This window comes from Stutzerimonas stutzeri (genome assembly GCF_024448935.1).
Classification (GTDB): domain Bacteria; phylum Pseudomonadota; class Gammaproteobacteria; order Pseudomonadales; family Pseudomonadaceae; genus Stutzerimonas; species Stutzerimonas stutzeri_AO.
Window position 1 is genome coordinate 18,128 of record NZ_JAMOIE010000012.1, and the last position, 20,207, is coordinate 38,334.

Sequence of the window (20,207 nt, forward strand, 5' to 3'; positions counted from 1 at the left end):
GGAATGAAAGTGCCCCGTGTGACCCTTGATCAATGGCGAACCCTGCAGGCGGTGATCGACCATGGCGGCTTCGCCCAGGCCGCTGAGATGCTGCATCGTTCGCAATCCTCGGTGAGCTATACGGTGGCGCGCATGCAAGCGCAATTAGGCGTGCCCCTGTTACGTATCGACGGCCGCAAGGCGGTACTGACCGATGCCGGTGAGGTGCTTTTGCGCCGCTCCCGGCAGCTGGTCAACCAGGCCGGGCAGCTGGAAGAGTTGGCGCACCACATGGAGCAAGGCTGGGAAGCTGAAGTGCGGCTGGTGGTCGATGCCGCCTACCCCAATGCCAAGCTGATCCGTGCGCTGACCGCGTTCATGCCGCAAAGCCGAGGTTGCCGGGTGCGGTTGCGTGAAGAAGTGCTGTCCGGTGTTGAAGAGGTGCTCAAGGACGGCACAGCGGATCTGGCGATCAGCGGTCTGGATATCACCGGCTACCTTGGTCAACAATTGGGCACTGTCGAGTTCATCGCTGTCGCGCACCCCAACCACTCGCTGCATCAGCTGCAACGCAAGCTCAGCGTCCAGGATCTGCAAAGCCAGATGCAGGTGGTGGTGCGCGACTCCGGCCAGCGTCAGCCGCGCGACAGCGGCTGGCTGGGAGCCGAACAGCGCTGGACGGTCGGCAGCCTGGCCACTTCGGTCGGCTTCGTCAGCAGCGGCCTGGGCTTTGCCTGGCTACCTCGGCACATGATTAATCGCGAACTGGCCGAAGGAGCCCTCAAGCCGCTGCCGCTGGTCCAGGGCAGCGTTCGCCGGCCGTTTTTCTATCTCTACACGAACCCCGACAAACCGCTCGGTCCGGCCACACAGATTCTCATCGACCTGATCAGCACGTACGATGCACAAGCGCAATCGCCTGTTCAGCCGGTGAGCAACATCAAGCACGACGGCTGAAGCACCTGTGCAACCGGCCTGCATGAACGGGCTGACCCAGGCTTACCCATACCAGGAATAGACCATGAAACGACTCGCACTCGCCGCCTGCTCACTGCTGCTCGCCGGCAACCTGTTCGCCGCGGAGAATCCTCACGTACTGCTGAATACCAGCATGGGCGAAATCGAAATCGAGCTGGAGGCCGAAAAGGCCCCGGTCAGCGTGAAGAACTTTCTCGAATACGTCGAAAGCGGCTTCTACGACGGCACCGTCTTCCACCGCGTGATCCCTGGTTTCATGATCCAGGGCGGCGGCTTCAACGAAGGCCTGAGCCAGAAGAAGACCCGTGAGCCGATCAAGAACGAGGCCGACAACGGCCTGCACAACGTACGTGGCACCCTCGCCATGGCGCGCACACAGAACGTCGATTCGGCGACCAGTCAGTTCTTCATCAACCACCGTGACAATGGCTTCCTTGACCATGGCAGCCGCGACTTCGGCTATGCGGTATTCGCCAAGGTGGTGCGCGGCATGGACGTGGTCGACCAGATCGCCCAGGTGCCGACTGGCAACCGCAGCATGATGCAGAACGTACCGCTGACGCCGGTAAAGATTGTCTCAGCGAAGAAACTCTGACCTTTCCACGTCAATCGACAGTGGGCACGGCACCCGCCGTGCACCGGCTGCTGAACAGGAGACCTGACATGAGTGAACAGAACATGCTGAACACCGCCGAAGGGGAAGCACAACTGCTTCAAGCGTTGCTGAGCGCGGAGCGCGCCGGGGCCAAGGTAGCCGGTGAAAGCCTGCAGCAGTGCAAGGAGCCAGCCCAGCAGAAGGTGCTCGAGCAGATCCGCCAGGGCGAGGTCGACAGCTGCCGGCTGGTCCTGAACTGCCTGAATCATCTGAACATCGAGCCCAACCGCGAAACCGGTGCGTTTTACGCCAAGGCCATGGCCATCGAGTCGCTGGACGAGCGCCTGACCTTCGTTGACCGCGGCCAGCAGTGGGTGATCCGCAAGCTGCGTGAGTACCTGCCCGGCTGCAACGATGATTTCATCCGCACGGAGCTGAAAAAAATGCTCAAGATTCACGAGATCAACAGCCAGGCCGCCTGACTGCCTGGCTCGCCGTGCAGTGCAGCTGAGCCTGATCAGTCGTCGGCGCCGTCCCAATAGCGCTGCCAGCGTGCCACCAGCTCCTTCGGCGCCTCCGAATAAATGTCCTCCCCCAGCTTGAGCGCGGCGCTCTGCAACTCGCTACGACGTTCTGCTATGGCAGTGTTGAGTCGCTCACGCAGGGTGTCGTCGCCGAACAATGCCGGCTGAGCCTGCGTCAGCTCCGTCAGCACCGCCAGGTCATGATCATCGCCCAGCTGATCCGCCAGATCCTTGAGCGAGTCGCTGCGCAGCTGCATCAGCTTCGGCCAACTCGGCGTCAGTAACCTGGTCTGGTACCAGTGATCCTTGACCCGCTTGCGCCACTGGTGGAGCTGTTCGTCGCTGAGATCGTGCTTGGTTTTGGCCAGCTCAGCGCAACCGTCCGAGTAGGTGCGTTTGACACCGCCAGCCAGCAAGTCGAAGCCCTTGGCTTGAAGTGACCAGGTGTCGATGCAGCTTCGCGCAGCTTTCAGCTCATCGATCACTTTGCCGATGCGCGAATCGAGGTCGGCAGCGCCACTTTCGGCCTGCTTCGCCCGAGCCTGCAGGCGATGCCGGGTCTGCTTGAAATCCGCCTCGGCGAACAGGTCGGGGAAACGCTTCGCCAGCGCATCCCAGCTTTCCAGCATGGCAGTAGCGTCACGCGACTCGGCCAAGGCGCGCCCCAGATCCCGCAAACGGTGGTTTTCTCGCTGAAACTCGTTTCCCAGCGGCTTGCGCACCAGGCGCAGAAGCGCCCGCAGCTCCTTGAACCGTTTGCGCGCCTGATGCACGCCCTCGGCGCGGTCTTCGGGTGCAACGCTCAGCGCCTCGATGGCTTTGTCGATGCCTTGCCGGGCGACTTTTCGCACCTCGGCGGCAGGGTCTTGCGGACGCAGCTTGTAGCCCATGACACCTCCCGTTCAGGCCCGCTGCCACACTCGCACAGCAGGCATGACGGGCGATTCAACCGTAGCGCTTGCGCGCCTCGATGGCCAGGCCGCTACCGATACTGCCGAAGCGGTTGCCTTCAACGTGGCGTGCCCGTGGCAGCAAGGCGGCGACGCTATGGCGCAGCGCCGGGATCGCACTGGAGCCGCCCGTGAAGAAGACCGTGTCGATGTCCTCGTGCTTGAGCCCGGCACTCCTGAGCAATTGACTGACAGTGGTGCGGATTCGTTCGAGCAGGGGGCTGATCGCCGTTTCGAATACAGGACGCGTGAGTGTGGCTTCGAGGCCGGGTTCGATTCGCGCGAAGTCGATCAGGAAGCGCTCATGCTCGGTCAATTCGATCTTGCCCTGCTCGACCTGCATCGCCAGCCAATGCCCGGCGCGTTGCTCGATCAGGCTGAACAACCGGTCGATTCCGGTGGGGTCGACGATGTCGTAGCGCATGCTCTGCAATGCACGCAGCGAAGCTGGAGCGTAGACCGCGTTGATGGTGTGCCAGGTGGCCAGATTGAGATGAGTGCTGGTGGGCATGGGTGCATCGCTTTTCATCCGGCTGCCGTAGCCGAACAGCGGCATTACCCCCTGCAAGCTGAGCTGCTTGTCGAAATCGGTACCGCCGATGTGCACGCCCGAGGTGGCGAGGATGTCGTCCTGACGGTCATCGATCTGCCGCCGCTCCGGTGCCAGCCGCACCAGTGAAAAGTCCGAGGTACCGCCGCCGATGTCGACGATCAGCACGCGCTCCTCCCGCTCGATGCGCGACTCGTAGTCGAACGCTGCGGCGATGGGTTCGTACTGGAAGGAGACGTCCTTGAAACCGATCCTGTTGGCCGCCGCGGCGAGTGTATTCGCCGCTTCCCTGTCCGCCTGCGGATCGTCGTCGACGAAGAACACCGGACGGCCCAGTACCACCTCGTCGAACGAACGCTCGGCCTGGATCTCGGCGCGTTGCTTGAGCGTCCCGAGGAACAGCCCGAGGATCTCCTTGAACGGCATCGCGCCGCCGAGCACGGTCGTCTCACTCTTGAGGAGCTTGGACCCGAGCAGGCTTTTCAGCGAGCGCATCAGCCGCCCTTCGTAGCCTTCCAGGTATTCGGCCAAGGCCAGGCGACCATAGACCGGACGACACTCTTCGGTGTTGAAGAACACCACCGAGGGCAAGGTCTGCTGATCGTCTTCCAGCACCAACAGCGGCTCGGCGTCAGGACGCCACCAACCGACGGTGGAATTGGAGGTACCGAAGTCGATGCCGCAGGCGCGGGCGGGGGACGGGTTATACATGTGCGGTCCGGACTGCCAAAAACGGCCGCGCAGTGTATGCGAGCCCGCCGGCAAATGCAGGCCAATCGTCGTTTTGATAGGGCACGGCTGCGCCTGATGCTGCGGTTGTTCACCACAGCATCAGGGAGGGTCAGGCCAGCGCCGCCTCTGCAGCCGCGGCGGAGTCGGTCATGCCGTCGGTCATGCGCCTGGAGTCGTGACAGAAGGTGCGCGAGGCCTGGAACAGGAACACCATGGTGAGCAGCAGCGAGCCGGGGATCAGATACATCGCACCGTGTAGACCTTCGGCGCGGAAGACTTCGCTCATCTCGCTGGCGCCAGCGGCCAGCATTGCGGCTTCGGCAAAATGATCCGACAACAGCCCTACCATCACCGTGCCCATGCCACCGCCGAGCAGGTACAGACCGGCAAAAAACAGGGCCATCGCGGTTCGCCATGCTGATGGCGGCGAAGATCAGCCGACCACGGGCGAAACGCTGGTGGATCTGGTCGGCAACCCAACCGCCGAGGGTCAGCCCGATCAAACCGGTCAAGCCGACGATCACGCCGGTGGCGATCGACGCCTCCACCAGTGCGCTGATGCCGGCCGATGCGACGGGTCAGCGCTGCCGCCAAGCCTCTAGCCAACCAAGGCTGGTTGAGGTGTCGGCGCTATCGGGACGGTATTCAGCCGCCAACCAGCCGGAATAGCCCACCGCTTGCAACGCTTCGAGCAGCGGTTCGAACGCTACCGAACCCGTGCCGGGCGCACCACGGCCGGGACAGTCGGCGAACTGCACATGACCGATCCGCGATCCCAGCAGCCGGATACCCGTGGCGACGTCCAGCCCTTGACGGGCCATGTGATAGAGGTCCAGCTGAGCCTGGCAATTAGGATGGTCGACACGCTCCAGCAGCGCTTGCAGATGCGCGGGTGTATTGATCAGAAAGCCGGGCATGTCGAGCGGATTGATCGCCTCGCACACCACTCGAACGCCAAGCAATGCGAACGCCTCGGCGCTTTTGCGCAGGTTGGCTGTCAGGGTTTCCAAGGCTTGCTCGCGCGTGACACCTTCGGCCAGCCGGCCCGGCAAGACGTTGACGCACAGTGGGCGCGTCATGGCCGCATAGGTCAGGCCTTCCTGAAGCGCCGCATCGAACTCAGCCTGCCGTGACGGCACCGCCGCCAGCCCCGCACCGCCCAGCATGAAATCGCCAGCCGGCAGGTTAATCAGCACCAGCGGCAGACCCGCACGCTCCAGCAACTCCTTTAGCTGCAGGGCAGGGAGCTCGTAGGGAAACTGGATTTCTACACCATCGAACCCGGCAATCCGAGCGGCCATGATGCGCTCGGCCAACGGCAGTTCGGTGAACAACATGGACAGGTTGGCTGCAATCTTCATCGATCTTGCTCCCGGAATATCCTGACCAGCGTGGACGGGTCATTTTCCAGCTCGCCCTGACTGCCGTGCAGGCGCATCAGCTGCGCGGCGAGTCCGGTCATGGGCGTGGCTGCGCCTGCTTCACGAGAGAGCTGCACGGCCGTGTCGAGGTCCTTGAGCAGGGTGCGAACGCGCCACTTCACCGGCTCGAACTCGCTGTGGGCCATCTGCGGCGCGAGGATCTGCAGCGGCTTGGAATCGGCGAAACCGCCAGCCAGTGCCGACGCGATGAGAGTGGCGTCGACCCCGGATCGTTCGGCCAAAGTCACCACTTCGGCGATGACCAATGCATTACAGGCGACGATCATCTGGTTACAGGCTTTGGTCACCTGGCCGGCGCCGACATCGCCCATGTGGGTCAACCGCTGGCCGAGGTGTGCCAACACGGGTCGAACCCGTTCGACATCCTCGCCGCGCCCGCCTGCCATGATTGCCAGGTTGCCCGTCTCGGCACCCGCCGTACCGCCGGACACCGGCGCATCGACCCAGCGCATGCCGCTGCGGGATTCGAGTTCGGCGGCCATGGCGCGCGTGGCCGTTGGCTCCAGACTGGAATGATCGACCAGCAATTGCCCCGCTTTCGCTCCCTCGACGATGCCACCCGAGCCAAACACCACCTCACGTACCACCGCGGTGTCTGCCAGACAAAGCAGCACCAGGTCTGCGGCGCTGCACAGGTCGGCCGGATTGCTGGCCTGCCGCGCGCCGGCCTCTATCAGGGGCGCACATTTTTCGGGGGAACGGTTCCAGACCGTCAATCGATAGCCGGCAGCGAGCAGCCGGCGGCACATTGGCAGGCCCATCAGGCCGATGCCGGCAAAAGCGATCATGGGCAAATCAGACATGCGGGTGGTTCCTCTAAAACCGGGGCCGGGATTCTAGCGCCGCTCAGGGGCCGATGGCCAAGCCGGCCTCAAAGCAGCTCGCCTTTGTCCCACAAGCGCACCAGCTCCCCGGGCGCCCGCTCTTCGGGGACCTGCAGCAGCATCTCGCCGTCATGCTCGTTTTCGCGGTAGTGAAGCTCGATCTGGTAGTAACGACGGTCGCCCTGCCCGGCGTCGGCACTCGCCAACGGAAGGCAGCCTTGCAGCACGGAGCAAATCTGGCCGCGTTGGCGTTCGTCACAGCTGGCGAAATCGATCTCACGCGGCCGGGCGAGTGCCTGCATCGCGGCGAACCCGCCCTGCCGTGAAAGGCGAACGGTTGCTTCCTTGTCCAACGGTGGTAACTGTTTCATGACGTCTCCTCGTTGGGGCCTGTTTACGGCACACGGACACCGACATCTGTCCATGCCTGCCTTACCGCCTGCGCCTCGCTACTGCCGGCACCGAAGCGGATCACCGCGTTATCGAGCGTCAAACCAGCAAACGCGACGAAATCCGCATCCGTGGCCAAACGCCGATCGCAGAGGGTGTCATACCAGATGCGCCCAGCCCTCTCCCAGGCGTAACCGCCGAGCGCCCGAGCGGCAAGATAGAACGCGCGATTGGGAATGCCGGAGTTCAAGTGCACCCCACCATTGTCGTCACGGGTGTCGATAAAGTCGCGCATGTGTGCCGGCTGCGGGTCCTTGCCCAACAGCGGATCGTCATAGGCGCTGCCCGGGTTGGCCATTGAGCGCAGTGCCGAACCGCTCACCTTGTCGGTCAGCAACTCGGCGCCGATCAACCAATCGGCCTGGTTCGCTGTCTGCTTGAGGCTGAACTGCTTGACCAACACGCCGAACACGTCAGATAGCGATTCATTCAGGGCGCCGGACTGATCGACGTACAGCAGCCCGGCTTCGCTTTCGATGACGCCATGAGTCAGCTCGTGCGCCACGACATCCAGAGACCGCGTGAAGCGATTGAATATCTCGCCGTCGCCATCGCCGAAGACCATCTGTGCGCCGTTCCAAAAGGCATTCTCGTAGCCGACACCGTAGTGCACCGTGCCGATCAGCGGGAAACCGTGATTGTCGATCGAGTCGCGCCCGAACACCTGCCAGAAGCATTGGTAGGCCTTGCCGAACGCATCGTAGGCCTCGTCGACCGCCGCATCACCGACCGGCGGCTGTCCCTCGATTCTGGCCAGTGCCCCAGGCAGCAACATCTGCTGCCCTGCATCGTGAATGCTGCGTCGCGGTTCACCGGGCAGGTCTCGTTCAGGCAACGCGCTGACGATTGGCTGACGGTTGGGTGGCCCGGGATTGGGCAGCAGATGACGAATATGGGACAGGGTACCGAGCGCTCGTTCGCGCTGTGGCGCGGAGCCGTGCTCGATGATCCGGCTGAGTATGTAAGGCGGAATGAAGCCGTGGCGCATGGTTGAGTTGTGCATGGGGTCCCCCTTCAGCCAGCTCGCTTGCAGGCATCCACGCATGTTGAGCCGGTCAGGGCGCAGCGTTGTCGTGCCGGCGGTTTTCGATGTCTGTTTTCAGCAGGCTAGAGCAAAAGCCTATTCACTGCTCCAAACTGAGCATCATTTGACCCATGTCATTTCGACCTGGTCCGACGCGCGGGCTTGGCGCCGTCCATGTGGGTTCCCGACCGGACAGGCAGCGCACCAAACTTGCCACACCCAGGCGTTCATCTCCGTTTCGCCAAGCGGCAGCGCCATCTCGGCCAGACGCTTGCGTTGGCGCAGCCTTCTACCTCTATAATCCGCGCGCTTTTTCCGCTATTGAACCGGAGAACCACAATGCTGAAGCGCCCCCTGGCAGCCGTCACCGGCCTTGCCCTCTCGTTGTCTATTGCCACCACCCATGCCGCCGACGTGCTTCGCGTATCGGCCATCCCCGACGAAGCCCCGACCGAGCTGATTCGCAAGTTCGAACCGCTGGGCCAATACCTCGAAAAAGAACTGGGCATGGCGGTGAAATTCACTCCGGTCTCCGATTACGCGGCAGTTGTCGAAGCACTTGCTTCCGACCGCCTCGACCTGGCCTGGCTCGGCGGTTTCACCTTCGTCCAGACTCGCCTGAAAACGGGCGATGCGATGCCGCTGGTACAGCGTGAGCAGGACGAGCGATTCACCAGCAAATTCATCACCGCCGATCCCGAGGTCAAGACGCTGCAGGATCTCAAGGGCAAGACCTTTGCGTTTGGCTCCGTGTCCTCGACCTCCGGCAGCCTGATGCCACGCTACTTCATGATCAAGGACGGCATCGACCCCGAGCAGTTCTTCAAGCGCATCGCCTATTCCGGCGCCCATGACGCCACGGCCGCCTGGGTTCAGGCTGGCAAGGCCGACGGTGGCGTACTCAATGCCTCGGTTTGGGACAGGCTGGTCGCGGCTGGCAAGGTCGACACCGACAAGGTGCGGGTCATCGCGACCACCCCGCCCTACTACGATTACAACTGGACCGTACGCGGTAACCTCGACCCGGCGCTGGTCGAGAAGATCAAAAACGCGTTCCTCAACCTCGACCCGAAGCACCCGGAACACAGGAAGATCCTCGACCTGCAGGCCGCAACGCGCTTCATCGAAACGCGCCCGGACAATTACGAAGGCATCGAGGAAGCCGCGCGTGCCGCTGGCCTGTTGAAATGAGTCATGCCAGTCGGTCCGCTGCGACCCTGCGGACCGCTCGGGCAGTGCCAGGCGAGCACGCTTGAATGAGCGTGTCGATGCTGTCTTCGAGCCCGCGCACTTCGCTAACAAACCAGACCGAACCGGCCCTGAGCCTGTCCGGCGTAAGCTACTGCCATGCCAACGGTCACGTCGCGCTGCGCGACGTTGACCTGCAGATCGCGAGAGGCGAACGCGTTGCGCTTATCGGTCCCTCTGGCGCAGGCAAGACCACCTTGTTGCGCTTGCTCGCCACGCACCTGCAGCCGAGCACTGGTGAGTTCGAACTGCTCGGTTGCCAGCCCTGGACGTTATCAGTCGGTGCCCGGCAGAAGCTGCGCAGTCGCATCGGCCTGATTCATCAGGCACCGCCGCTGCCCCCTCGCCAACGCGTGATTACCTCGGTGCTGGCCGGGCGGCTGGGGCAATGGTCGCTCGGCCGCAGCCTGCTCAGTCTGGTCTACCCGCTGGACAAGAACGGCGCGACCGAAGTACTGGGTAAGCTGGATCTGGCAGACAAGCTCTATGAGCGCTGCGATCAGCTGTCAGGTGGCCAGTTGCAGCGCGTCGGCATTGCCCGTGCGCTGTACCAGAGCCCGACGCTCATGCTGGCAGACGAGCCGGTATCCGCGATGGACCCGGTGCTGGCGGCTTATTCGTTGAACGTACTGAATCGCGAAGCCACGCGTGGCCAGGCCACACTCATAGCCAGCCTGCACGCGGTCGAGCTGGCGCTGGAGCATTTCCCTCGGGTGATCGCAGTGCGCGACGGGCGAATCCTGTTCGATAAAGCATCCAGCACTGTGACGCCGGGCGAGCTCGATGCGCTCTATGCCAACGACCAGTTGCAAGGCTTCGCACCCGTTGAGCCGACACCGGGCCAGAGCCTGCATATGCCCCGATGCTGAACCCCACCCTCACCCGGCGCGACCCTGCCGCTCGCTCACGCCTGTTGCTGACGCTGCTAGCGCTGGCTCTGCTCTGGCCTGGATTGTCATTGAGCGAGCTGGACCTCAGCGTGCTGATCGATGGCAGCAACGCCGACACCATGGGCGCCTTCCTGTCCGGTTTCTGGCCTCCGGCACATGACACGGCATTTCTACTTCAGCTGGGGCGTGCAACGCTGGAAACGCTCGCCATCGCCACGGCGGGTATGACGCTGGCGCTGGCGCTGGCCATTCCCTGTGCGCTTCTGGCAACGCGCGCGCTGTCGATTTCGGCCCTGAGTCGCGGCGGCCGTCCGCACTGGTGGGCGCAGGCCGTTCGCTGGCCCGTACGCGGGCTGCTGATCCTGCTACGCAGCGTGCCGGAAATCGTCTGGGCGCTGCTCTTCGTGCGGGCCGTCGGCCTTGGCCCAACCGCTGGCGTACTGGCCATCGCCATCACCTACGCCGGCATGCTCGGCAAGGTCTACGCAGAAATCTTCGAGTCGGTCGATCCGCTGCCGACGCGCGCATTGATCGGCGCGGGGGGTTCACGTCTGCAGGCCTTTGCCTACGGCGTGCTGCCACAGGCAACGGGCGAGATGCTGTCCTACACGGTCTATCGCTGGGAGTGCGCCATCCGTGCCTCGGTCGTCATGGGTTTTGTCGGTGCGGGCGGCCTGGGCCAGCAGATGGACCTGTCGATGCGCATGTTCGCCGGCGGCGAAGTGGCGAGCATGTTGCTGACCTTCCTCCTGCTGGTGCTGCTGGCGGATCTGTTCAGCCAGCTGCTGCGCAGGAGGTTCGTATGAAGTCGCTGGCGCGCTCTGCGCTACCACTATTGCTAATCATGGCGGTGGTCGCTTCGTTCGCCTACTTGCAGCTCGACACCAGCGCCCTGATGAGCCGTGATGGCGCGGCGCAAATGGCCGAATACGCTGCTGCTTTCCTCAGCCCCGATCTGTCAGCGCCGCACCTGCGCGCAATCGCTAACGGCGCCCTGGAAACACTGGCCATGTCGGCCATCGGCACGCTGCTCGCGGCTGTGCTCGGTTTGATACTGGCGCTGCCAGCCGCCGGACGCTTCGGCTTGGTCACCCAGGGCGCTTCACGGCTGCTGCTCAATGCGCTTCGGGCGATACCCGAACTGGTCTGGGCGGCACTGATGGTACTGGCGGCGGGCCTGGGACCAAATGCCGGCACCCTGGCCCTGGCGCTGCACACCGCCGGTGTGCTGGGCCGGCTGTTCGCCGAAGCGCTGGAGAATACGCCGAGCGCGCCAAGCGAGGCATTGCGACTGGCCGGAAGCGGGCGAGTTGGCGCCTTCTTCTACGGCACGCTGCCAAGCTTGTGGCCGCAACTCGTGGCGTACAGCCTGTATCGCTGGGAAAACAACATCCGCATGGCCAGCGTGCTGGGTTTCGTCGGCGCCGGCGGACTGGGGCAAATGCTCTACATGAGCCTCAGCCTGTTCCAGGAAGCGCAGGCGGCAACGGTGATCCTGGCGATGCTGCTGATGGTGCTGGCGGTCGACGCGCTGAGCGGCTGGGCCCGGCTGCGCTGGGTGCGCCCCTGACCGCGGCGACGCTCAGAGCCGCTGGGAGGAGAGTTCGATGATTTCGTCGGTGATCTCGTCCTGGCGCACGCGGCGGAACTGCGCCTGCAGCGTGTCCCGGCGACGCCCGATGTTGTCCTGGGCGGCGATCATGGCGTGCATCCGCGCCTCGTTCTCGGCGGCGCAGGACAGCATCAGCGCCTCGCACAACTCGGCATAGACGTACTCTTCGGCCAACTGCTGGACGAGCCGGCCGGGGTCGAGATTCACCCGCGGTGCCCGCTGGCCGGGCGACACCGGGAAACGTGAATAATCGAACGGCAGCAACGAGCGGGTGACGATCGCCTGCGCGCCCGCCTGCCCCGGCACGCCGTGTACCAGCGAGACCCGCATGGCCTGCACCGGATCAAGGCGCGCGTAGAGCGCCTCGGCGATGCGCCCGGCCAAGGCCTGGGTTTCATCCGGATGCACTGCCATCGGCTGCGCCCAGACCGGGTGCAGGCCACGCTCGACGGCGCTCATCTGTCCGCGTGCGCCGACCACCAGCAGATCACCCGGCCGCTGCTGCAGCCGCTCGGCCGCCACCTCGATGAGCCGCTCGTTGAAGGTGCCGACGAAGCCCTGCTCGGCGCAGATCACCAGCAGCAGGTGGGCGTGCAAGCCATTGCCCGGCGCCGCGGGACGGTCGATCTCGTCGAGCAGGCCGAGGCCTTCGCCGATCGCCTGGCCCAGGGTGCTGGCATAGGCGCGTACACCCGCCAGGCGTTGCTGGGCATCGCGCGAACGGGCCGCGGCGATGCCGCGCATGGCGCCGATCACCCCCGCCAGTTCCCGGGTGGTCTCCAGATGGCGCGACAGCTCGCCGAGGCGGCTGCTCACGGCGCGGTACCGCCCAGTTCGGCGCACAGGGCCGCGACTTCGGCGACCAGCGCGGTGCGCTGCGCATCGGTCAATTGCCCGCTGCGCCGGGCCTCCTGCGCCAGCGCGGCGGCGCGCGCATCCAGCCAGGCCGGCAGGCGTATGCGCAAGGTCTTGAGCAACGTAGCCGGATAGGCGTCGAAGACACCTTCGGACAGGGCCGCCAGCAATGCCACCTGGTCGATCCGGCGCAAGGCAGCGAACCGAGGCTGGGCGAACACTGCGCGGGTGCGCTCACCGCGCTGAAGCTGCGCCTTGACCCGGCTGTCACTGAGCCCGCCGAAGCGGGTAAACAGTTCCAGCTCGAGGAACTGCGCGTAATCAAGACGCACCCGCCCCGCCACGTCTCGCAGAACCCGCGGTTGCGCCTTGCCGCCGACCCGGCTCACCGACAACCCGACGTCCACGGCCGGTTGCTGGTTGGCGGCAGCGAGGTGACTGTCCAGCACGATCTGGCCGTCGGTGATGGAGATGAGGTTGGTGGGGATGTACGCCGACAGGCTGCCGGCCTCGGTCTGGGCGATCGGGAGCGCGGTCAGCGAGCCACCACCGAGCTCCACGGACAGCTTGGCGGCACGCTCGAGCAACCGCGCATGCAGGTAAAAGATGTCACCCGGATAGGCCTCACGGCCGGGCGCCTCGTGGGTCAGCAGCGCCAGCTCACGATGGGTAGCGGCATGCTTGCTCAAGTCGTCGAGCACGACCAGCGCATGTTGGCCGCGGTCGCGGAAATATTCGGCGATGCTGAAGCCGGCGAAGGGCGCCACCCATTGCATGCCTGGCGCCGCGGATGCTGACGCGACCACGAATATGCAGCGCTGTGCCGCGCCGTGCTCGCGCACCGCCTCGATGACCTGCTGTACCGCGCTGGCACGCTGGCCGATCGCCACATACACGCAAATCAGCTCGGAGTGCTTCTGATTGACGATGGCGTCGATGGCCAACGAGGTCTTGCCAGTGGCGCGGTCACCGATGATCAGCTCGCGCTGGCCACGACCGATGGCGAACAGCGCATCGACGATCAGCACACCGGTCTCCACCGGTTCACGGACGTGGTCGCGATCGATGATCGCCGGCGCGGGGCGCTCGATGGGCAGCCATTGCTTGGCCTCGACCGGCGCGCCGCCATCGAGCGGCCTGCCCAGGGAGTCGACGACGCGCCCGAGCAGCTCCGGGCCGACCGGTACCTGCAGCACCTCGCCGGTGCCACGGACTTCGGTGCCCGCCGCAATGGCGCTGGGGTCATCGAGCAGGACGGCAGCGATACGCTCGGCATCCAGCGTCAGCACGAAGCCGAAACTGGTCTCACCGAACCGCAGCAGCTCGTTGAGGCGCGCCCCTGGCAGCCCGGAGACCTGGGCGATGCCATCGCCAACCTGCTCGACCCGGCCGATCTCCCCCGCTTCGGCACCGATCGGCGTGCGCTCGAGTGCGGCCCGGCTCCGGGCCAGCCAGTCGCTGACGTTCGCTTCGCGCTCAGCCATGGTCGACATCCAGCAGCTCGTGTTGCACACGCTCCAGGTCGGCACGGAAGCTGTTGCGCACCAGCGCCGCGCCGCCACTCAGCTCCAGCCCGGCGACCAGCTCGGGATCGATCACCAATTCGAGGCTGACCGGCTGGCCCAGGGCGGCAGCGAGTGCCTGACGGATCTCGGCCAGCTCGCTGTCGACCAAAGGGCGCGGGGCCCGCAGCTCAAAGTGCTGGGGCGCCTGTCCCAAGCAGGTCCGCACACCCTCCGGAAGCAGCGCCAGCCCCGCCACCAGGCCATCGACGAAGCCGCCGACCTGCGCGCTGGCAGGCAGGCGGGCCAGCAGCTTGCGGGCGATGTCGAGTGCCAACCGGGCAGCGTCGGCCTCCGTGCGCCGCCGGGCCGCCTGCTGCTGGTCCTGCAAGGCCTGCTGCGCCTGCTCGCGGTGTTCCGCGGCGGCCGCGCGCGCCTCTTCGAGCAACTGATTGCGCAACGCCGCCGCCTCCTGCTGCACCGCTTCCAGCGCGGCCGCGCGCGACTGCGCCAGCTCGTCGCGGGCCGCCTGCGCGCTGTCGCCCAGCGCCTGGGCCTCGGCCTTGGCCGCTGCCGCCTGGTCCAGCAGCTCGGCGGCCACGCGCTGGCGCTCGGCAATGATCCCGGCCACCGGCTTGAACAGGAAACGCGACAGCAGCCACATCAGCACGGCCACGTTGATCAGCTGCAGCCCCAAGGTCCACCAGTCGAGCTTCATCGGGCGACCGCGCTCACTGGATGAACGGATTGGCGAACAGCACCAGCACAGCGATGACCAGGCAATAGATGGCCATCGTCTCGATCATCGCCAGCCCGACGAACAAGGTTCGCGACAGGGTGCCGGCGGCTTCGGGCTGGCGAGCGATGGCATCCATTGCCGCCGCCACGGCGCGCCCCTCGGCCAGGGCCGGCCCGATCGCACCGAACGAAACGGCAAGTGCCGCTGCGATGATGCTGACGATTTCGATCATGTTGTCCACTGTTCACCTCCGGTTGAAACGCAATACAGAACGCCGCTAGGACGCCACGGCAGCGCCGATGAAAACCATGGCCAGCACGCTGAAAATATAGGCCTGGATGGCGCCGGTGAGCAGGTCCAGCGCCATGAACGGGATGGGTACGAGCAGCCCGGCCAGCGACAGCGCTATGCCGACCACGAACACGCCGCTCATGATGTTTCCGAACAGCCGCACGATCAGCGAGAAGGTGCGCGTGAGCTGCTCGACGATGTTCAGCGGGATCATCACCCAGCTCGGCTCGGCGAAGGTCCGCAAGTAGCCGGTCCAGCCTTTGGCCACGATGCCGTAGCCAATACTTGCCAGCAGCACGATCAGCGCCAGTGCGGTGTCGGTTTCCAGCACCGCAGTGGGCGGCTCGATGCCCGGTATCAGTGATGACCAGTTGGCAGCCAAGATGAACACGAACAGCGTGCCGACAAGCGTGCGGTATCGTTCCGGACCCGTTTGCATGGTGTCGCGGATCTGACCATCGAGGGTTTCGATCAACAGTTCCAGCAGGCTTTGCAGCGCTGTCGGACGCAGCGCCAGCCGGCGTGTCAGCCAGGCGCTGGTCGCCGCCAGCATCAGTAACAGGCCCCAGGTCACCGCTACGGCGGTGCTGATCGGGACCGGCCCCAGCTGGAAGAGGATGTGACTGTCGAGCGGCGAGCCGATCATGAGGCCTCGCTCCCGGCTCGGCGCAGTGCGCGGTGACGCGCCAGCAGCACCCCAACTGCGCCGGCCAGGACTGCACCGGCGCCAAGACGCGCCAAGGCCACCAGCACCGTCCCCGTCGCCGCCAGCCGCGCCAATTGCAGAAGCAGCCCCGGCCCGACCCGGCCGGCCGTGAACAGGCGGACATTTCGCGCCAGCAGATGGAAGTGCAGCACGCCGGCCAGCACGCCGGCCAACAGCCCGCAGCCGAGGGGCCAGAGCAGGGTCAAAACGGCGCCCGCGTTCATTGGCGGTGCATCCATCGCCAGGCCGACCACAAACCGAGCGCTGCGCCCAAGCAGAGCAGCGCCGCGGCGAAGGTCACGCCCGTCCCCAGCAGCCGGTCAAGCCAGCGCCCCAACAGCAACCCCAGCAATAGCGGCAGGACGATTGCCCAGCCGAGCACACCGATCTGCGCCAAACGCCGCGCCAGCGAGGGTTCGGGATCGCGCTCGGCCTCTTCGGCCCGGCTGGCCGCCCGCCGAGCCGCCTCGCGCAACGCCTCGTGCGGATCCGTCACGACAACCCTCCGCTGGAGTCCTGGGGTAATTCGCCCCCTGCTTCGGGACGCAGGTAGCGCACCAGTTGCCGCACCGCCTGGGTGTGCAGACGCAAGTGCTCGACACGGGCCTGGCGTTCGCTGTCGACCTGCGCCTGCTGCGCCCGCTGAATGCCTGCCTCGAGCTGTTCGAGTCGGGGGCCGATCAAGCCGTCACGGCAGGCAATCCGCAGGGCCTGCCCGCTGAGGCTCAGCACCCCGCCCTGCACCGCGCAATACCCTCGCTCGCCGCCGGCGCGCTGCCAGCGCAGAACGGTGGGCTGCAGGACGGTGAGCAGGTCTTCATGGCCGCCCAGCAGGCCGAAGCTCCCGCTGGCGTCCTCACCACGAAATGCGACCACGTCATTCAGCTCGAGCAGCACCTCCCGCGGGGTGCTGATCTGCAGGCGCAGGCAGCGACTCATGCGCTGGGCTCCTCGCGCAGCTGCTGTTCCTTGGCCCGGGCCTGATCCAGCGTGCCGACCATGTATAGCGAGCTTTCCTGCCAGTCGTCACATTTGCCGGCGAGGATCGCCTGGCAGCCAGCCAGCGTCTCGTCCACGCTGACCGAGCAGCCCGGCATGCCGGTGAAGGCTTCGGTGACCGTGAACGGCTGCGTCAGGAAGCGTTGCAATCGCCGTGCGCGGTTGACGATGCGGCGGTCCTCGACGCCCAACTCCTCGACGCCCAGCAGTGAAATCACGTCCTGCAGGCTGCGATAGTGCTCGATGCTGCGGCGCACCTCGATGGCGGTGTCGACGTGCGCCTGACCGACCACCAGCGGATCGAGCATGATCGAGGACGAGGCGATCGGGTCGACGGCCGGGTACATACCCTCGGCCGCCATCGCGCGCGACAGCACCACCATGCTGTCCATGTGCACAGCGAGGGCAGTGACGGCGGGGTCGGTGAAGTCGTCGGCCGGCACATACACCGCCTCGATGGCGGTAACCGCCACGCCAGCGACCGATACGATGCGCTCCTGCAGCGCCGCCACCTCATCGGCCAGGGTCGGCTGGTAGCCCACCCGCGAAGGCAGCCGGCCAAGCAAGCCGGACACCTCGGCACCGGCCTGGACGAAGCGAAACACGTTGTCCATCAGCAGCAGGACGTTCTGCCGGCGCTCGTCACGAAAGTATTCGGCGATGCTCAACGCGGTCAAGGGGACACGCCATCGCGCGCCGGGCGGTTCGCTCATCTGGCCGTAGACCAGCACCGTCTTGTCGAGCACGCCGGAATCGCGCATGTCCTGCAGCAGCTCGTGACCCTCGCGCGAACGCTCGCCCACGCCAGCGAACACCGAGAGGCCCTGGTAGCGCTCGGCCATGGCATGGATCAACTCCATCACCAGCACCGTCTTGCCGACACCGGCGCCGCCGAACATTGCAGCCTTGCCGCCCTGGACCAATGGCGTGAGCAAGTCGATGACCTTGATACCGGTGGCAAACAGCTCGCGTCCGACGCTCTGTGCGGCAAGCGGAGGCGGTGAACGCAGGATCGGCCGAAGCGGAATATCGGCAGGCAGCGCCGGCCCCTTGTCGCCGACCCGACCGCTGACATCGAGCAAGCGACCCAGCACCGCCTCTCCCACCGGAACCTGCAACGGCCCGCCGCGCGAGCGTACCCGACCGCCGCGCTGCAGGCCCGCAGTCGCGGCCAGCGCAATGCACCGCACGGCGGTTTCGGACAGATGTGCCTGGACCTCGATCAACAGCGGCTCGGCGTCTTCGCGCAACACCTCGAGCGCATCGCCGATGGCCGGCAAGCCCGCGCCGAACAGTACGTCGACGACCGCGCCACGTACCGTACTGACCTGTCCTTCGAGCAGCGCCTCCATATCGGTATCCCCCGCTGCCGTGCCTGAGACGGATGATTGCCAGGCCCGCCGGCAACTGCAACCATTCTACGCCCTGGGAATTGCTCTGGCGCAATGAATGAAGGCGTTTTCGCGTTGCACCTGAGTTGCACCTCAAATGTGCAGGACTGATCAGTGCAGGGACGGCTGCGGGCCGCGTTCCTGGACCAGCACCCAGGGCGCAACGACAACGGCCCAGAGTGACGGATCGCGCTCAAGCCAGTCCTGGGCCTGTTCTGCCTCAAGCTTGCCGAGATGGCCTTCTGCCAGCCATGCGGTCACTTTTTCCCGATCATCCTCAGCGACCGCCTGTGCCGCCGCGATCAGATCAAGGGCACTGGCCACCCGCAGCAGCGCGCCACGAGCAAAGAAGGGTTGCAGCTCCTGCCAGGTAGTCGAGGCTGTCTCACCCAGCAGCTTGGCATAGAGAGTGCTTGAATCTTCGCGCATGAGCTTCACCCAGTCTGAAAAGGGCGCAATGATAGCGCTCGGGTAAATCTCATCAATCGGATGGAATTCCTGACCGTGCAAACGGGTGCTGGCGCTTCTACACTGTGCCGGTACAGTTGCCGTACCGTTTGGGGGCGCTGAGCCCTTGACGACACTGCAGCGCGCAGGATCCGAACAATCCTAGAAAATAATGATGCAAGCGGAGCGCATATGAAGACCAAGCAGCGTCTTTCGAAACTATTCACGGCTATCGCTTTGACGGGTGCAGCGAGCTACACGCTGGCCGCCGACAACCTCAGGATCGGCTTGGCCGGTCCGGTTACCGGAGCTGTCGCGCAGTACGGGGACATGCAGTTCATCGGTGCCCGGATGGCCATCGAGCAGATCAACAAGAAGGGCGGGGTCAATGGGCAGCAACTGGAGGGCGTCGTGTATGACGATGCTTGCGACCCCAAACAGGCGGTCGCAGTCGCCAACAAGATCGTCAACGACGAAATCAGCTTCGTGGTCGGCCATCTGTGCTCCAGCTCGACCCAACCGGCATCGGATATCTACGAAGACGAAGGCATTCTGATGATCACCGCGGCTTCGACCAGCCCGGACATCACGTCGCGTGGTTATGAGCTGATTTTCCGCACCATCGGCCTGGACAGCTTGCAGGGCCCCACCGCCGGAAATTTCATCGCCGATCATGTCAAGCCGAAGAACGTCGCCGTCATCCACGACAAGCAGCAGTACGGTGAAGGCATCGCCACCGCGGTGAAGCAGACCCTGGAAGAGAAAGGCGTCAAGGTCGGCCTGTTCGAAGGCATTAACGCCGGCGACAAGGATTTCTCCTCGATGATCTCCAAGCTCAAGCAGGCAGACGTCGATTTCGTCTACTACGGCGGCTATCACCCGGAACTGGGCCTGCTGCTGCGCCAGGCCAAGGAGAAGGGCCTGAACGTCCGCTTCATGGGTCCTGAAGGCGTCGGCAACAAGGAAATCTCCGCCATTGCCGGCCCGGCTTCCGAAGGCCTGCTGGTTACCCTGCCAAAGTCGTTCGATCAGGATCCACGCAACCAGCAGCTGGTCGACGCGTTCAAGGCGAAGAACCAGGACCCAAGCGGCCCGTTCGTGTTCCCGGCCTATGCCGCGGTCCAGGTCATTGCCGAAGGCATAGAGAAAGCCGGCAGCACCGACACCGCCAAGGTGGCCGAAGCGCTGCGCAGCAACACCTTTGATACGCCGACCGGCAACCTCTCGTTCGACGAGAAGGGCGACCTGAAAGACTTCAACTTCGTGGTTTACGAATGGCACCAGGACGGCACCAAGACCGAAGCCAAGTAAACCCATAACCAACCGATCCGAAGCCCACGGCCTCCGCTGTGGGCTTTGTTTTAGCTGATCGGGGCCAACCCGGCCACAAGCACGGGACGCCCCAGTAACACCTTCAACCAAGCGAGTGGCCTGCACAGCTGGCCCGCCTCGAACCTGGCCCGTGCGTGATCCGCACAT

At 64.9% G+C, this 20,207-nt stretch carries 24 protein-coding genes and 1 pseudogene; 8 read left to right on the top strand and 17 right to left on the bottom strand.

All coding sequences use genetic code 11. The features are described 5' to 3' along the window. The first annotated feature begins 3 nt into the window (after positions 1-3). The 3 genes from NA637_RS05410 to NA637_RS05420 all read left to right on the top strand — a co-directional run bounded on the left by NA637_RS05410 (position 4) and on the right by NA637_RS05420 (position 2,034). Positions 4-936 carry a LysR family transcriptional regulator gene (locus NA637_RS05410; RefSeq protein WP_256071308.1) on the top strand — a complete coding sequence of 311 codons (933 nt, stop codon included), beginning with the start codon at positions 4-6 and terminating at the stop codon, positions 934-936. 64 nt (positions 937-1,000) lie between these two features. Further along, positions 1,001-1,552 carry a peptidylprolyl isomerase gene (locus tag NA637_RS05415; protein ID WP_256071309.1) on the top strand — a complete coding sequence of 184 codons (552 nt, stop codon included), beginning with the start codon at positions 1,001-1,003 and terminating at the stop codon, positions 1,550-1,552. 68 nt (positions 1,553-1,620) lie between these two features. Then, a complete protein-coding gene (locus NA637_RS05420) occupies positions 1,621-2,034 on the top strand; it encodes a DUF6306 domain-containing protein (RefSeq protein WP_256071310.1) in 414 nt (137 codons plus the stop codon). Positions 2,035-2,069: 35 nt separating this feature from the next. Here the strand turns inward: NA637_RS05420 and NA637_RS05425 are convergent, their stop codons facing one another. The 7 genes and pseudogenes from NA637_RS05425 to NA637_RS05455 form a co-directional block, all read right to left on the bottom strand. Next, positions 2,070-2,966, bottom strand: coding sequence for a CHAD domain-containing protein (locus NA637_RS05425; RefSeq protein ID WP_256071311.1), 897 nt, complete (start codon positions 2,964-2,966; stop codon positions 2,070-2,072). 55 nt (positions 2,967-3,021) lie between these two features. Beyond that, a complete protein-coding gene (locus NA637_RS05430) occupies positions 3,022-4,287 on the bottom strand; it encodes an Hsp70 family protein (protein ID WP_256071312.1) in 1,266 nt (421 codons plus the stop codon). Between the two features lie 130 nt (positions 4,288-4,417). Continuing rightward, a pseudogene (locus NA637_RS05435) lies at positions 4,418-4,859 on the bottom strand (MFS transporter); the annotation flags it as partial. A 27-nt stretch (positions 4,860-4,886) separates the two neighbouring features. Then, positions 4,887-5,669 (bottom strand): hydroxypyruvate isomerase family protein, encoded by a 783-nt coding sequence (locus NA637_RS05440; RefSeq protein WP_256071313.1) that lies wholly within the window; start codon positions 5,667-5,669, stop codon positions 4,887-4,889. After that, complete coding sequence (locus NA637_RS05445) at positions 5,666-6,553, bottom strand: NAD(P)-dependent oxidoreductase (protein WP_256071314.1); 888 nt, start codon at positions 6,551-6,553, stop codon at positions 5,666-5,668. The genes NA637_RS05440 and NA637_RS05445 overlap by 4 nt, the downstream gene beginning before the upstream one ends. A gap of 68 nt (positions 6,554-6,621) precedes the next feature. Beyond that, positions 6,622-6,945 (bottom strand): protealysin inhibitor emfourin, encoded by a 324-nt coding sequence (locus NA637_RS05450; RefSeq protein WP_256071315.1) that lies wholly within the window; start codon positions 6,943-6,945, stop codon positions 6,622-6,624. 23 nt (positions 6,946-6,968) lie between these two features. Next, positions 6,969-8,027, bottom strand: coding sequence for a M4 family metallopeptidase (locus NA637_RS05455; RefSeq protein WP_256071316.1), 1,059 nt, complete (start codon positions 8,025-8,027; stop codon positions 6,969-6,971). 360 nt (positions 8,028-8,387) lie between these two features. Between NA637_RS05455 and NA637_RS05460 the strand changes: the two genes are divergently transcribed. From NA637_RS05460 to phnE, 4 genes are all read left to right on the top strand, one after another. Next, positions 8,388-9,239 (top strand): putative selenate ABC transporter substrate-binding protein, encoded by an 852-nt coding sequence (locus NA637_RS05460; protein ID WP_256071317.1) that lies wholly within the window; start codon positions 8,388-8,390, stop codon positions 9,237-9,239. 65 nt (positions 9,240-9,304) lie between these two features. Beyond that, the gene (locus tag NA637_RS05465; RefSeq protein WP_256071318.1) at positions 9,305-10,165 is read left to right on the top strand and encodes a phosphonate ABC transporter ATP-binding protein; all 861 of its coding nucleotides are present in this window, start codon (positions 9,305-9,307) and stop codon (positions 10,163-10,165) included. After that, entirely contained in the window at positions 10,159-10,992 is an 834-nt protein-coding gene (locus NA637_RS05470) for a PhnE/PtxC family ABC transporter permease (protein ID WP_256071319.1), read from the top strand. Before NA637_RS05465 ends, NA637_RS05470 begins: the two co-directional genes overlap by 7 nt. Further along, a complete protein-coding gene (phnE, locus tag NA637_RS05475) occupies positions 10,989-11,756 on the top strand; it encodes a phosphonate ABC transporter, permease protein PhnE (protein ID WP_256071320.1) in 768 nt (255 codons plus the stop codon). Before NA637_RS05470 ends, phnE begins: the two co-directional genes overlap by 4 nt. Positions 11,757-11,768: 12 nt before the next feature. Here the strand turns inward: phnE and NA637_RS05480 are convergent, their stop codons facing one another. From NA637_RS05480 to NA637_RS05525, 10 genes are all read right to left on the bottom strand, one after another. Next, positions 11,769-12,614, bottom strand: coding sequence for a F0F1 ATP synthase subunit gamma (locus NA637_RS05480; protein ID WP_256071321.1), 846 nt, complete (start codon positions 12,612-12,614; stop codon positions 11,769-11,771). Continuing rightward, positions 12,611-14,146 (bottom strand): F0F1 ATP synthase subunit alpha, encoded by a 1,536-nt coding sequence (locus NA637_RS05485; protein WP_256071322.1) that lies wholly within the window; start codon positions 14,144-14,146, stop codon positions 12,611-12,613. The genes NA637_RS05480 and NA637_RS05485 overlap by 4 nt, the downstream gene beginning before the upstream one ends. Beyond that, on the bottom strand, positions 14,130-14,873 hold the full coding sequence (locus NA637_RS05490) for a F0F1 ATP synthase subunit delta (protein WP_256071323.1): 744 nt from the start codon (positions 14,871-14,873) through the stop codon (positions 14,130-14,132). Before NA637_RS05490 ends, NA637_RS05485 begins: the two co-directional genes overlap by 17 nt. A 13-nt stretch (positions 14,874-14,886) precedes the next feature. Beyond that, on the bottom strand, positions 14,887-15,126 hold the full coding sequence (locus tag NA637_RS05495) for a F0F1 ATP synthase subunit C (protein WP_256071359.1): 240 nt from the start codon (positions 15,124-15,126) through the stop codon (positions 14,887-14,889). A gap of 45 nt (positions 15,127-15,171) precedes the next feature. Then, positions 15,172-15,831 (bottom strand): F0F1 ATP synthase subunit A, encoded by a 660-nt coding sequence (locus tag NA637_RS05500; protein ID WP_256071324.1) that lies wholly within the window; start codon positions 15,829-15,831, stop codon positions 15,172-15,174. Next, positions 15,828-16,130 carry an ATP synthase subunit I gene (locus NA637_RS05505; RefSeq protein WP_256071325.1) on the bottom strand — a complete coding sequence of 101 codons (303 nt, stop codon included), beginning with the start codon at positions 16,128-16,130 and terminating at the stop codon, positions 15,828-15,830. Before NA637_RS05505 ends, NA637_RS05500 begins: the two co-directional genes overlap by 4 nt. After that, a complete protein-coding gene (locus tag NA637_RS05510) occupies positions 16,112-16,387 on the bottom strand; it encodes an AtpZ/AtpI family protein (protein WP_256071326.1) in 276 nt (91 codons plus the stop codon). Before NA637_RS05510 ends, NA637_RS05505 begins: the two co-directional genes overlap by 19 nt. Next, the gene (locus NA637_RS05515; protein ID WP_256071327.1) at positions 16,384-16,830 is read right to left on the bottom strand and encodes a F0F1 ATP synthase subunit epsilon; all 447 of its coding nucleotides are present in this window, start codon (positions 16,828-16,830) and stop codon (positions 16,384-16,386) included. Before NA637_RS05515 ends, NA637_RS05510 begins: the two co-directional genes overlap by 4 nt. Then, entirely contained in the window at positions 16,827-18,242 is a 1,416-nt protein-coding gene (gene atpD / locus NA637_RS05520; protein ID WP_423836700.1) for a F0F1 ATP synthase subunit beta, read from the bottom strand. The genes NA637_RS05515 and atpD overlap by 4 nt, the downstream gene beginning before the upstream one ends. Positions 18,243-18,392: 150 nt before the next feature. Further along, the gene (locus NA637_RS05525) at positions 18,393-18,710 is read right to left on the bottom strand and encodes a DUF2288 domain-containing protein (RefSeq protein WP_256071328.1); all 318 of its coding nucleotides are present in this window, start codon (positions 18,708-18,710) and stop codon (positions 18,393-18,395) included. Positions 18,711-18,920: 210 nt separating this feature from the next. Here NA637_RS05525 and NA637_RS05530 point away from each other — a divergent pair, with 210 nt between their 5' ends. After that, positions 18,921-20,039 carry a branched-chain amino acid ABC transporter substrate-binding protein gene (locus NA637_RS05530; RefSeq protein ID WP_256071329.1) on the top strand — a complete coding sequence of 373 codons (1,119 nt, stop codon included), beginning with the start codon at positions 18,921-18,923 and terminating at the stop codon, positions 20,037-20,039. Positions 20,040-20,207 lie beyond the last annotated feature (168 nt).

Coding starts and splice junctions, on each gene's coding strand:
- NA637_RS05410 (WP_256071308.1), top strand. CDS start 4: ATGAAAGTGCCCCGTGTGACCCTTGATCAATGGCGAACCCTGCAGGCG.
- NA637_RS05415 (WP_256071309.1), top strand. CDS start 1,001: ATGAAACGACTCGCACTCGCCGCCTGCTCACTGCTGCTCGCCGGCAAC.
- NA637_RS05420 (WP_256071310.1), top strand. CDS start 1,621: ATGAGTGAACAGAACATGCTGAACACCGCCGAAGGGGAAGCACAACTG.
- NA637_RS05425 (WP_256071311.1), bottom strand. CDS start 2,966: ATGGGCTACAAGCTGCGTCCGCAAGACCCTGCCGCCGAGGTGCGAAAA.
- NA637_RS05430 (WP_256071312.1), bottom strand. CDS start 4,287: ATGTATAACCCGTCCCCCGCCCGCGCCTGCGGCATCGACTTCGGTACC.
- NA637_RS05440 (WP_256071313.1), bottom strand. CDS start 5,669: ATGAAGATTGCAGCCAACCTGTCCATGTTGTTCACCGAACTGCCGTTG.
- NA637_RS05445 (WP_256071314.1), bottom strand. CDS start 6,553: ATGTCTGATTTGCCCATGATCGCTTTTGCCGGCATCGGCCTGATGGGC.
- NA637_RS05450 (WP_256071315.1), bottom strand. CDS start 6,945: ATGAAACAGTTACCACCGTTGGACAAGGAAGCAACCGTTCGCCTTTCA.
- NA637_RS05455 (WP_256071316.1), bottom strand. CDS start 8,027: ATGCACAACTCAACCATGCGCCACGGCTTCATTCCGCCTTACATACTC.
- NA637_RS05460 (WP_256071317.1), top strand. CDS start 8,388: ATGCTGAAGCGCCCCCTGGCAGCCGTCACCGGCCTTGCCCTCTCGTTG.
- NA637_RS05465 (WP_256071318.1), top strand. CDS start 9,305: ATGAGCGTGTCGATGCTGTCTTCGAGCCCGCGCACTTCGCTAACAAAC.
- NA637_RS05470 (WP_256071319.1), top strand. CDS start 10,159: ATGCTGAACCCCACCCTCACCCGGCGCGACCCTGCCGCTCGCTCACGC.
- phnE (WP_256071320.1), top strand. CDS start 10,989: ATGAAGTCGCTGGCGCGCTCTGCGCTACCACTATTGCTAATCATGGCG.
- NA637_RS05485 (WP_256071322.1), bottom strand. CDS start 14,146: ATGTCGACCATGGCTGAGCGCGAAGCGAACGTCAGCGACTGGCTGGCC.
- NA637_RS05490 (WP_256071323.1), bottom strand. CDS start 14,873: ATGAAGCTCGACTGGTGGACCTTGGGGCTGCAGCTGATCAACGTGGCC.
- NA637_RS05495 (WP_256071359.1), bottom strand. CDS start 15,126: ATGATCGAAATCGTCAGCATCATCGCAGCGGCACTTGCCGTTTCGTTC.
- NA637_RS05500 (WP_256071324.1), bottom strand. CDS start 15,831: ATGATCGGCTCGCCGCTCGACAGTCACATCCTCTTCCAGCTGGGGCCG.
- NA637_RS05505 (WP_256071325.1), bottom strand. CDS start 16,130: ATGGATGCACCGCCAATGAACGCGGGCGCCGTTTTGACCCTGCTCTGG.
- NA637_RS05515 (WP_256071327.1), bottom strand. CDS start 16,830: ATGAGTCGCTGCCTGCGCCTGCAGATCAGCACCCCGCGGGAGGTGCTG.
- atpD (WP_423836700.1), bottom strand. CDS start 18,242: ATGGAGGCGCTGCTCGAAGGACAGGTCAGTACGGTACGTGGCGCGGTC.
- NA637_RS05525 (WP_256071328.1), bottom strand. CDS start 18,710: ATGCGCGAAGATTCAAGCACTCTCTATGCCAAGCTGCTGGGTGAGACA.
- NA637_RS05530 (WP_256071329.1), top strand. CDS start 18,921: ATGAAGACCAAGCAGCGTCTTTCGAAACTATTCACGGCTATCGCTTTG.